Source organism: Zavarzinia sp., from assembly GCF_049306435.1.
Taxonomy (GTDB): Bacteria; Pseudomonadota; Alphaproteobacteria; order Zavarziniales; family Zavarziniaceae; genus Zavarzinia.
Genome location: NZ_JBAQRT010000387.1, coordinates 1 through 9,957 on the forward strand (window position 1 = coordinate 1; position 9,957 = coordinate 9,957).

At 67.4% G+C, this 9,957-nt stretch carries 13 protein-coding genes; 8 read left to right on the plus strand and 5 right to left on the minus strand.

Annotation, left to right across the window (positions count from 1 at the left end; genetic code table 11):
* The first annotated feature begins 378 nt into the window (after positions 1-378).
* Genes WAZ62_RS21850 through WAZ62_RS21875 form a run of 6 tightly spaced genes read left to right on the plus strand, consistent with a single transcriptional unit; the run spans position 379 to position 6,037 of the window.
* A complete protein-coding gene (locus tag WAZ62_RS21850) occupies positions 379-1,242 on the plus strand; it encodes an MBL fold metallo-hydrolase (RefSeq protein ID WP_422645631.1) in 864 nt (287 codons plus the stop codon).
* Positions 1,243-1,257: 15 nt separating this feature from the next.
* Positions 1,258-1,458 (plus strand): YgaP family membrane protein, encoded by a 201-nt coding sequence (locus tag WAZ62_RS21855; protein WP_422645632.1) that lies wholly within the window; start codon positions 1,258-1,260, stop codon positions 1,456-1,458.
* 1 nt (position 1,459) lies between these two features.
* Positions 1,460-1,876, plus strand: a complete 417-nt coding sequence (locus tag WAZ62_RS21860; RefSeq protein ID WP_422645633.1) for a TIGR01244 family sulfur transferase — start codon at positions 1,460-1,462, stop codon at positions 1,874-1,876.
* A gap of 37 nt (positions 1,877-1,913) precedes the next feature.
* Positions 1,914-3,674, plus strand: a complete 1,761-nt coding sequence (locus WAZ62_RS21865; RefSeq protein ID WP_422645634.1) for a TIGR01244 family sulfur transferase — start codon at positions 1,914-1,916, stop codon at positions 3,672-3,674.
* Positions 3,674-4,285 (plus strand): class I SAM-dependent methyltransferase, encoded by a 612-nt coding sequence (locus WAZ62_RS21870; RefSeq protein ID WP_422645635.1) that lies wholly within the window; start codon positions 3,674-3,676, stop codon positions 4,283-4,285. Before WAZ62_RS21865 ends, WAZ62_RS21870 begins: the two co-directional genes overlap by 1 nt.
* Positions 4,286-4,288: 3 nt before the next feature.
* Positions 4,289-6,037: a SulP family inorganic anion transporter gene (locus tag WAZ62_RS21875; protein WP_422645636.1), complete on the plus strand. Its 1,749-nt coding sequence runs from the start codon at positions 4,289-4,291 to the stop codon at positions 6,035-6,037.
* Positions 6,038-6,047: 10 nt separating this feature from the next.
* Here the strand turns inward: WAZ62_RS21875 and WAZ62_RS21880 are convergent, their stop codons facing one another.
* Positions 6,048-6,923 (minus strand): LysR family transcriptional regulator, encoded by an 876-nt coding sequence (locus WAZ62_RS21880; protein ID WP_422645637.1) that lies wholly within the window; start codon positions 6,921-6,923, stop codon positions 6,048-6,050.
* Between the two features lie 95 nt (positions 6,924-7,018).
* Here WAZ62_RS21880 and WAZ62_RS21885 point away from each other — a divergent pair, with 95 nt between their 5' ends.
* Both WAZ62_RS21885 and WAZ62_RS21890 read left to right on the plus strand, forming a co-directional pair.
* On the plus strand, positions 7,019-7,435 hold the full coding sequence (locus WAZ62_RS21885) for a CidA/LrgA family protein (protein WP_422645638.1): 417 nt from the start codon (positions 7,019-7,021) through the stop codon (positions 7,433-7,435).
* A complete protein-coding gene (locus WAZ62_RS21890; RefSeq protein WP_422645639.1) occupies positions 7,425-8,114 on the plus strand; it encodes an LrgB family protein in 690 nt (229 codons plus the stop codon). Before WAZ62_RS21885 ends, WAZ62_RS21890 begins: the two co-directional genes overlap by 11 nt.
* Here the strand turns inward: WAZ62_RS21890 and WAZ62_RS21895 are convergent.
* From WAZ62_RS21895 to WAZ62_RS21910, 4 genes are all read right to left on the minus strand, one after another.
* Positions 8,098-8,397, minus strand: a complete 300-nt coding sequence (locus WAZ62_RS21895; RefSeq protein WP_422645640.1) for a DUF2218 domain-containing protein — start codon at positions 8,395-8,397, stop codon at positions 8,098-8,100. The two genes, WAZ62_RS21890 and WAZ62_RS21895, sit on opposite strands and share 17 nt — an antisense overlap.
* A 9-nt stretch (positions 8,398-8,406) precedes the next feature.
* Entirely contained in the window at positions 8,407-8,991 is a 585-nt protein-coding gene (locus WAZ62_RS21900; protein ID WP_422645641.1) for a PadR family transcriptional regulator, read from the minus strand.
* Between the two features lie 221 nt (positions 8,992-9,212).
* On the minus strand, positions 9,213-9,638 hold the full coding sequence (gene arfB / locus WAZ62_RS21905; RefSeq protein WP_422645643.1) for an alternative ribosome rescue aminoacyl-tRNA hydrolase ArfB: 426 nt from the start codon (positions 9,636-9,638) through the stop codon (positions 9,213-9,215).
* A gap of 52 nt (positions 9,639-9,690) precedes the next feature.
* Positions 9,691-9,957, minus strand: a 267-nt coding sequence (locus tag WAZ62_RS21910) for an RNA 3'-terminal phosphate cyclase (RefSeq protein ID WP_422645642.1), incomplete at its 5' end; no start/stop codon positions are given.

Here is a 9,957-nt window from a genome sequence, read left to right on the forward strand (position 1 = left end):
CTCGCTCGGCGAGGCCGCCGCTTTCCCGACGGTCCGCCGTCCGCAGCGCAATCCGGTCGGCTGAGCCGCCGGGACATTTGCTCCGCGAGCTCCTGACAATCCGCCATGGCCCGGGATGGCGGGAGCATCGCGCCACGCCGTTACATTATATAATTTACGCAAATATATATTGAAAATATGCGATCAAGCCCTATCTTGCAGGGGTGATCGGCATCGGACGCGACCGTTCCCTGTTGTCCCGGCCCCGAAATTCGGGCGCCAGGCATCGATCCCTGGCATTCGACAGCCGATGTGATGTGATTTCATATTGATTTTAATTTTATGAAATCATAGATAATACAGTTATAAAAAGGCGTGTGCCGCCCAGGAGCTGAAGCCATGAAGCCCGTTGTCCATTCCTTCTTCGACGAGCCAACCTTCACCGTCAGCTATGTGGTCGAAGATCCGGCGACCAAGGTCGCCGCCATCGTCGATTCCGTCCTCGATTACGATCCGGCCTCGGGCCGCACCTCGACGGCTTCGGCCGACCAGTTGATCGCCCTCGTGAAGGCGCGGGGCCTGACGGTCGAATGGCTGCTGGAAACCCATGTCCACGCCGATCACCTGTCGGCCGCGCCCTACCTGAAGAAGGTTCTGGGCGGCAAGATCGCCATCGGCGCCAACATCAAGGTGGTGCAGGGCATTTTCGGCAAGGTGTTCAACGCCGAGCCCGAATTCGCCACCGATGGCCGTCAGTTCGACAAGCTCTTCGTCGATGGCGATACGTTCAAGGTCGGCGCGATCGAGGGTCGGGTGCTGCACACCCCGGGTCACACGCCGGCCTGCCTGACCTATGTCATCGGCGATGCCGGTTTCGTCGGCGATACGCTGTTCATGCCCGACTATGGCACCGCGCGCTGCGACTTCCCCGGTGGCGACGCCTCGACGCTGTTTCAGTCCATCCGCAAGATCTTCGCCCTGCCGGATGAAACCCGGCTGTTCATGTGCCACGACTACAAGGCCCCGGGCCGCGATTCTTACGCCTGGGAAACCACGGTCGGCGCCGAGAAATCCGCCAATGTCCATGTCCACGAGGGCGTCGCGGAAGGCGACTTCGTCGCCATGCGGAAAGCCCGAGATGCCACCCTGTCGATGCCTCGGCTGATCCTGCCATCGGTGCAGGTGAACATGCGCGCGGGCGAGCTGCCGCCAGCCGAAAGCAATGGAACCCGTTACTTGAAAATCCCCCTGAACGCTCTCTGAGAGGAGTGTCTGATCATGAACACGAACATCGGAACCCTGGATCGCGTGCTGCGCGTCATCGCGGGGCTCGTGCTGCTCTCCCTCCTGTTCCTGCTGGACGGCGAGGCGAAGTGGTTCGGTCTGATCGGCATCGTGCCGCTGGCGACCGCGGCGATGTCGTGGTGCCCGCTCTATACCCTGCTGGGTATCCGCACCTGCCGGACAAACGGGCGCTGACATGCAGGCGCTGAAGCAGATCAGCCCGGAACTGGCTGTAACCGGACAGATCCTGCCCGACGACGTGACGGATCTCGCCGGCCGGGGCTTTACCATGATCGTCTGCGACCGGCCGGACGGCGAGGACCCGGGCCAGCCCGATTTCGCCACCGTCGCCGCCGCGGCGGCCAGGGCCGGGCTCGAGGCGCGGCACATTCCGATCACCTCGCCCGCGGCCGCTGATGCCGCCACCGTGGGGGCCTTCGCCAAGGCCCTGGCCGAGGCAAAGGGGCCGGTGCTGGCCTATTGCCGGACCGGCAATCGCTGCGCCGTCCTCTGGGCGCTGGGGCTCGCCGGCAGCAAGCCGGCCGACGAGATCATCGGCGCCGCCGCCGCCGCGGGCTGTGATCTATCGAGCCTGCGGCCGCGCCTCATCTGATCCTGTCCACCCAACGATAAAAGCTCGGGGGAGCCCCATGGAAAGCCTGAAGAAACTGACGCCCTTCCTGTCCGTCACGCCGCAGATCAACGCGGGCGATGTCGGCACGCTTTCCGCGCTGGGCTTCCGCTCCATCATCAACAGCCGGCCGGACGGCGAGGCGCCGGACCAGCCGCCCTCGGCCGAGATCGAGGCGGCGGCCAGGCGCCTTGGCCTCGCCTATCGCCATGTTCCGGCGATCTCGGGCAATGTCTCGGACGAGGCGGTAGCGGATTATGCCGCCGCCCTCGCCGAGTTGAAGGGGCCGGTGGTCTCCTTCTGCCGCACCGGCACCCGCTCGACGACGCTGTGGGCTTTGTCCGAGGCGCATCACCTGACGCCGGACGCGCTGATCGCGGCCGCCGCGGCGGCGGGTTATGATCTCGAGAATCTGCGCGGCCGGCTGGAGCAGCGGGCGGCGATGTCCGGCGGCGCGGCGGGCGGCGACGTGCTGCCCTTCACCCGGGCGACCTCTTTCGATGTGCTGATCATCGGCGGCGGCGCGGCCGGCTGTTCGGCGGCGGCCAGCATCCGCAAGCGCCGACCCGATCTTTCCATCGCCATCGTCGAGCCTTCGGACAAGCATTACTACCAGCCGGCCTGGACCCTGGTCGGTGGCGGCGCCTTCGACCGGGCAAAGACCGAGCGGCCGATGAGCGGCGCGATCCCCAAAGGCGTGCGCTGGATCCGCGCCGCCGCCGCCGGCTTCGAGCCGGACCGCAATCTCGTCGTTCTTGAAGACGGCGGCCGCCTGGCCTATCGGACATTGATCGTCGCGCCGGGCCTGACGTTGCGCTGGGAGGCGATCGAGGGCCTGCGCGAGACGCTGGGGAAGAATGGCGTCACCTCGAACTATCTGTTCGATCTCGCGCCCTATACCTGGCAACTGGTGCAGGGCCTGAAGAAGGGCAAGGCGCTGTTCACCCAGCCGCCCATGCCGATCAAATGCGCCGGCGCGCCGCAGAAGGCGATGTATCTGTCGTGCGATCATTGGCATCGCACCGGCGTCCTGAAGGATATCGAGGTCGAGCTGGACAATGCCGGCCAGGTGCTGTTCGGCGTCGCCACCTTCGTGCCGCCCCTGATGAAATATGTCGAGAAATACGGCGCCCATCTCGCCTTCAACTCGACCCTGAAGGCGATCGACGGCGAGAAGCGCGAGGCCTATTTCGACGTGAAGGCGGCGGACGGCACGGTCTCGCGCGTCGCCAAGGGTTTCGACATGATCCATGTCGTGCCGCCGCAGACGGCGCCCGATTTCATCCGCCAGTCGCCCTTCGCCGATGCCGCCGGCTGGGTCGATGTCGATCAGGAAACCCTGCGCCACAAGCGTTACGGCAATGTCTTCTCGCTGGGTGACGCGTCCTCCGCGCCCAATGCCAAGACGGCGGCGGCGGTGCGCAAGCAGGCGCCGGTCGTCGCCGAGAACATCATCGCCGTACTCGACGGCAAGAGCCCGCGCGCGATCTATGACGGTTACGGCTCCTGCCCGCTCACGGTCGAGAAGGGCAAGGTGGTGCTGGCGGAATTCGGCTATGGCGGCAAGCTGATGCCGAGTTTCCCGCTCGATCCCGCCGTGCCGCGCCGCCTCGCCTGGTTCCTGAAGGTCGATCTGCTGCCCACGCTCTACTGGGATCTGATGCTGAAGGGCCGGGAATGGCTGGCCGCGCCCAAGCTGCTGCCCCACGAGCCGCAGCCGAGGGAGGAGAACCCCTCCCTCGACGATTGCGCCAAGTCCAAGCGCCTGCAGGGCCGGTGATGGCGAAGCCCGCGCCCGACTGGGACGAGCGTTTCCGGGGCGACGAGGCGCTTTACGGCCTCGCCCCGTCGGGCTTCGTCATCGATTGTTCGCTGGCCTTGCCCCATGGCGCCCGGGTGCTGTGCCTCGCGGAAGGGCAGGGGCGCAATGCCCTCGCCCTCGCCGCCCGGGGCTTTCGGGTGACGTCCCTCGACCTGTCGGGCACCGCCTGCCGCCAGCTGGCCGAGCGGGCGGCGGCGCTGCGCCTGCCGATCACCGTGCGGGAACAGGATCTGGGCCTGTGGTCGGCGCCGGAAGCCGCCTTCGATGCCGTCGTCGCCGTCTATGCCCATATGCCGCGGGTGCTGCGCCGCGACCTCCATGGCCAGATCGTCCGTGGCCTCGCCCCCGGCGGTCTCGTCATCATCGAGGGTTTTCGCGCCGAACAGCTGGGCCGACCGTCCGGTGGGCCGCGTAACCTCGACTGGCTCTATACCGAAGACGAACTGCGCGGCGATTTCGCCGGCTTTCACATCGATTATCTGGCAACGCCCGAAGTTTCGCTCGACGAGGGCCGGGGCCATCAGGGGCCGGGGGCGCTGATCCGCTTCCGCGCCCGCAGACAGGGGTAAGTCATGTCCTTCGATGTCCGGCGCCTGCTGCCCTTTCTGGACTGGGCCCGCACCTATGACCGGCGCCATCTGACCAGTGACGCGGTCGCCGCCATCGTCGTCACCATCATGCTGGTGCCGCAGAGCCTCGCCTACGCCATGCTGGCCGGGTTGCCGCCCCATATCGGCCTCTATGCCTCGATCCTGCCGCTCGTCGCCTATGCCCTGTTCGGCACCAGCCGGACGTTGGCGGTCGGGCCGGTCGCCGTGGTCTCGCTGATGACCGCCGCCGCCGCCGGCGCGGTGGCGACGCCCGGCAGCCCGGAATTCATCGCCGCCGCTCTTGTGCTCGCCGTCGAATCCGGCCTGATCCTCACCCTCATGGGGGTGCTGAACCTCGGCTTTCTCGCCAATTTCCTCAGCCATTCGGTGATCTCGGGCTTCATCACCGCCTCGGGCGTGCTGATCGCCACCAGCCAGTTGAAACATGTCCTCGGCATCAAGGCCTCGGGCGACACGATGCCCGATCTCGTCGTGGGGCTCGGGCAGGCGATCGGTGACACCAATTTCATTACATTGGCCATCGGCGCCGCCGCCATCGCCTTCCTGTTCTGGGTGCGGAAGCGCCTGAAGCCCCTGCTGCGCCGCCTCGGCCTGCCGGCGGGTGCGGCCGACATCGTGGCCAAGGCGGGGCCCGTCTTCGCCGTCGCCGCCTCGACCGCGCTCGTTGCCCTGCTCTCCCTCGATCAATCGGGGGTGAAGGTGGTGGGCACCATCCCCAGCGGCCTGCCGCCGCTCACCCTGCCCCTGTTCGACGTCGATCTCTGGCTGCGCCTCGCCCTGCCGGCGCTGCTCATCTCGATCGTCGGTTTCGTCGAATCCGTCTCGGTCGCCCAGACCCTCGCGGCCAAGCGGCGCCAGCGGATCGACGCCAATACCGAGCTTTTCGGCCTCGGCGCCGCCAATATCGCGGCGGGACTGTCCGGCGGCTATCCGGTGACGGGCGGCTTCACCCGTTCAGTGGTGAATTTCGACGCCGGGGCGGAAACGCCCATGGCCGGCGTCTTCACCGCCGCCGGCATCCTGGCGACCATCCTGTTCTTCACGCCCTTCTTCGAGAAACTGCCCCAGGCGGTGCTGGCGGCGACCATCATCGTCGCCGTCTTCTCCCTGGTCGACCTCGGCGCCCTCGGCCGCACCTGGCGCTATTCGAGGGCGGATTTCGCCGCGATGGCGGTCACCATCGTCGTCGTCCTGCTCGAGGGTGTCGAGATCGGCATCGTCTCGGGTGTCGTCGTCTCGCTCGCCCTGTTCCTCTACAGGACCAGCCGGCCGCATATGGCCATCGTCGGCCGGGTGCCGGGCACCGAGCATTTCCGCAACATCGAGCGTCACAAGGTGATCACCGGCGAGACGGTGTTGTCGATCCGCGTCGACGAAAGCCTCTATTTCGCCAATGCCCGCTTCCTCGAGGACCGCATTTACGACCTGATCGCCAGCCGGCCGGCGGTGAAACATGTCGTGTTGCTATGCTCGGCGGTGAACATGATCGACGCCTCGGCCCTTGAAAGTCTCGAGGCGATCGACGAGCGCCTGAAATCCGCCGGCGTCACCTTCCACCTCTCGGAAGTGAAGGGCCCGGTGATGGACCGCCTCAAGACCACCCATTTCCTCACCCACCTCTCGGGCCAGGTCTTCCTCTCCCAGGCCGACGCCATGGCCAGGCTGGAGCCGGCCTGCATGGCGGATCAGGCGGCGCGCGGGGCGGCGTGAGGGATATGCCTCACCCCGCCCCCCGCGCCAGAGCCAGCCAGGCCCGCGCGGCGTCCGACAGATAGCCGCCGCGCCGCCAGGCCAGGGCCATGTGCCAGTCGATGCCGGGTTCGGTCAGGGTGGCGAGATGGACGCCGGGATGGGGGCGTTGCAGGGCGATCATGCGGGGCAGGAAGGCGACGCCGAGGCCGGCGGCGACGAGGGCGGCGATGAAGTCGATCTGGCCGCTGCGGGCCGCTTCGGTCGGGATGAAGCCCCGGCGCTCGCAGGCGGCGATGATCACGGCGTTGAGGGCGAAACCGCCTTCGAACAGGATGAAGGGCGTCTCGCGCAGGGCGGCGAAATCCACCGTCTTTGCCCCGGCGAGCGGGTGGCTGGCGGGGATGAGCGCGGTCAGCGGCTCCCGCCGGATGGGCTGGAAATCGAAATCGTCGGCGAGGGGCAGGAGGGTGGCGATCATCTCGATCTCGCCCGCCAGGAGGATTTCCTCCAGCCGCTTGCTGCCATGCTCGACCAGACGGATTTCGACGCCGGGATAACGCTGGCGATACGCGGCGAAGAGCGGCGCGAAGAGCTGGCTGCTGCCCAGGGGCGGCAAGCCGAGGCGCAGTTCGCCCCGGCGCAGGCCCCGCAGATCGTCGATCTCGCGCAGCATGTCGTCCCGCTCGGCGAGGATGGCGAGGGCGCGGCGCTGGACGATGGCGCCCGCCGCGGTCAGCACCGGCCGGTGCCCGGCGCGGTCGAGCAGGGTGACGCCCAACTCGTCCTCGAGCTGCTTCACCGCCTTGGACACCGTGGGCTGGGTGGCGAAGACGACCTTGGCCGCCGGCGAGAAACCGCCCTGGCGAACCACCTCGACGAAGGCGCGAAGGGTGCGAAGGTGCATTGGCATTCCAATCTGGAATGAAAAACATTCAGACAATTCATTTTATCTATAACGCGGGCGGGTCAATATGAAAGGGAATTCCGGGAACCCCTGACATGACCGCGCATCGCCTGCCTCTTCGCCTGAAAGCCTTCCTCCGCCGCAGCCGGCTGGCGCAACTCGCGCTGATCGTCGGGGTGTGGGCGCTGGGGGATGCTTTATCGCGCGGGCTGGACCTGCCGGTGCCCGGCGGGATCATCGGCATGGCGCTGATGCTGGCGCTTCTGATGGCTCATGGCCTGGGGCCGGCGTCGATCCGGCGCGGCGCCGATGTGCTGCTGGCCGACATGCTGCTGTTCTTCGTCCCCGCCGTCATGGGGCTGCTGGACCATGGCGAATTCATCGGTCTCCTCGGTCTCAAGCTGCTGGCGGCGATCCTGTGCGGCACCCTGCTGGTGATGGCGGGCACGGCCCTGACGGTCGAGACCGTCCAGCGCCTGATGGCGCGTGCGGAGCTTCGCCATGACCATTGACTGGAGCCTGCCGTTCTGGCCGGCGGCGACGCTGCTGGCCTATCTCCTGTGCCGGACGGTTTATCGCCGCTGGCCGGGGTGGTATGTCTCGCCGCTGCTGACGACGCCGCTGATCCTGCTCGGCATCGCGGTCTGGCTTCACGCGAGTTACGGCGACTACCTGCGGGGAAGCCATGTGCTGATGGCCATGGTCGGGCCGCTGACCGTCGCCTTCGCCCTGCCGATCTATGACCAGCGGGCGGTGATCCGGCGGCATTGGCTGCCCCTGTCGCTCGGCGTGATGGCGGGCAGCCTGATCGCGATAGGCAGCGGCTATGCCCTTGCCCGTCTCCTCGACCTTGCGCCGGAATTACGCCAGAGCCTGCTGCCCCGCTCCGTCACCATGCCCTTCGCCATGAATGTCTCGGGCCATGTCGGCGGGTTGCCGGAACTGACCGCGGTTTTCGTCATGGTCACCGGCATTATCGGCGCCGCCGTCGGCGACATCCTGTTGAAACTGCTGCCGCTGCGCTCGTCCATGGCGCGGGGGGCGCTGTTCGGCATGGGCGCGCATGGCGCGGGCGTCGCCAAGGCGCGGGAGGTCGGGGCCGAGGAAGGCTCGGTCGCCGGCCTCGTCATGATCCTCGCCGGGCTGGCCAATGTCGCGGTCGCGCCCGTGGTGATCACGGCGCTGGGCTGACGGTCCAGGTGACCGCCAGTTCTTCGCGGAAGGCGAAGCGGGTCAGGTGGCTGGCGATCACCGTCTGCACCTGGGCGAGGGCGTCAGGTCCTTCCGCCTCGGCCGTCAGGTGCAGCGTGCCGTCCGCCGCCGCCAGCCGGCAGGCGCCGAAGGGAAAGGCGATGCGGCCCTGCCCTTCGTCGAGGTCGAGGTCGACCGGGATCTTGTGGCCGAAATGCTTGCACAGCTGGCCGAGGTAGCGTTTCGCCGAGGTGGTGGCGATGTGGCTTTCCGATTGGGTCATGAGACTGCCTCACAGGTTTTCGATGGCGAGGGCGGCGGCGTCGATGGCGGCGGCGGCCTGGCGGATCGCCTCGTCCGAGGGCTTGCCGGCGGCGAGTTTCAGGCGCAGCGCCGTCTTCAGGTTTTCCATCGCCCGGATGATCTGGGGCGGCGGACCGTCGCCATGGATCGCCCGGGTTTCCGCCATGCGGGCGAAGAGGGCATCGACCGCGCCCTTGTTGGTGTCGAGGAAGGCGCGGCCCGCCTCGGTCACGGCATAGAGCTTGCGGTTGGACTCGCACAGCTGGATTTCCACATGGCCCAGTTCCTCCAGGAGGGTGAGGGTGGGATAGACCACGCCCGGGCTGGGGCTGTACTGGCCGCCCAGCGCTTCCTCGATCGCCTTGATCACTTCATAGCCATGGCGCGGCTTCTCCGCGATCAGGCCGAGCACGACGAGGCGCAGGTCGCCATGATCGAAGAAGCGCCGGCCGTGCCGTCCACCCCCGCCCATGTGACGTCCCCCGCCCCTGGGACGGTCGCCGAATTCGTCGTCGCCCCGGGCGAAGCGCCGCCCGAAGCCATGGCCATCGCAGTGGCCCTTGAACATATGCATTCTCATCTCCGACATTGTTTCGATATGTCGAAAGATAGATATATCTAAATGCAGTCGAATGCAAGGGCGGCGTTGATGATGGCGAAAAATGCGCAGGCGGGTAGAGACTCGGGCCTTCGCCGGAGTGACGAGTTCTATAAAAAACGTCATCCCGGCGCAGGCCGGATCTTGTGAAGATGGAGGCACGGTCAGCGGATCGGCGAGAGGCCGCTGGATCGCCGTCAGTCGAGGTCGGGCCGGCCACGGGCCTTTTTGACGTCGCCGCGCCGGTCCTTGGCGGCGAGGCGGCGCTGCTTGGAGGCGAGGGTGGGGCGGGTCGGCCGGCGCTGCACCGGCACCACCGTCGCTTCGCGGATCAATTCGACCAGGCGCTCGCGGGCGTCGGCGCGGTTCCGCTCCTGGGTGCGGTGCTGGCGGGCGAAGAGGACGAGGACACCGTCCTGGGTCAGGCGCCGCCCGGCTAGTGCCATCAGGCGCGTCCGCACGCCTTCCGGCAGGGAGGGCGAGTTGGCGACATCGAAGCGCAGTTCGACCGCCGTCGCCACCTTGTTGACATTCTGCCCGCCGGGACCGGAGGCCTGAATGAAACTCTCGGTGATTTCGCTCTCGTCGATCGAGAGCCGGTGGGTGACGCGGATCAGGGCCATGGCCCCGCCATTGTAGCGGGAGATGGCCGCCGGGCAACCGGTGGCGTGGCGATCAGGCCAGCGCCACCCCATGGGTGCCGTCCGCCTGCGGCGTGAAGACGATGCGGCGGCCGGTGAAGCGATGGATGACCTCGGCATTGGTCAGGCAGTGACCGGTGGGCGCCACCGTGGTGAAGCCGCCGCCGCCGGCGAGGGCGAGGGGCAGCAGCAACTGGTCGGCCAGATGGGGACCCGCCCAGGCGCCGGTCGCGAGAAAGCCGGCCATGCGCCGCGCCGCCACCCGCGCCAGGGCTTCGGCGCCAAGGCCGCGCTCGGCGAA

Bases quoted from the DNA above. Each gene is read 5' to 3' on its own strand.
- WAZ62_RS21850 (WP_422645631.1), top strand. From the start codon at position 379: ATGAAGCCCGTTGTCCATTCCTTCTTCGACGAGCCAACCTTCACCGTC.
- WAZ62_RS21855 (WP_422645632.1), top strand. From the start codon at position 1,258: ATGAACACGAACATCGGAACCCTGGATCGCGTGCTGCGCGTCATCGCG.
- WAZ62_RS21860 (WP_422645633.1), top strand. From the start codon at position 1,460: ATGCAGGCGCTGAAGCAGATCAGCCCGGAACTGGCTGTAACCGGACAG.
- WAZ62_RS21865 (WP_422645634.1), top strand. From the start codon at position 1,914: ATGGAAAGCCTGAAGAAACTGACGCCCTTCCTGTCCGTCACGCCGCAG.
- WAZ62_RS21870 (WP_422645635.1), top strand. From the start codon at position 3,674: ATGGCGAAGCCCGCGCCCGACTGGGACGAGCGTTTCCGGGGCGACGAG.
- WAZ62_RS21875 (WP_422645636.1), top strand. From the start codon at position 4,289: ATGTCCTTCGATGTCCGGCGCCTGCTGCCCTTTCTGGACTGGGCCCGC.
- WAZ62_RS21880 (WP_422645637.1), bottom strand. From the start codon at position 6,923: ATGCACCTTCGCACCCTTCGCGCCTTCGTCGAGGTGGTTCGCCAGGGC.
- WAZ62_RS21885 (WP_422645638.1), top strand. From the start codon at position 7,019: ATGACCGCGCATCGCCTGCCTCTTCGCCTGAAAGCCTTCCTCCGCCGC.
- WAZ62_RS21890 (WP_422645639.1), top strand. From the start codon at position 7,425: ATGACCATTGACTGGAGCCTGCCGTTCTGGCCGGCGGCGACGCTGCTG.
- WAZ62_RS21895 (WP_422645640.1), bottom strand. From the start codon at position 8,397: ATGACCCAATCGGAAAGCCACATCGCCACCACCTCGGCGAAACGCTAC.
- WAZ62_RS21900 (WP_422645641.1), bottom strand. From the start codon at position 8,991: ATGCATATGTTCAAGGGCCACTGCGATGGCCATGGCTTCGGGCGGCGC.
- arfB (WP_422645643.1), bottom strand. From the start codon at position 9,638: ATGGCCCTGATCCGCGTCACCCACCGGCTCTCGATCGACGAGAGCGAA.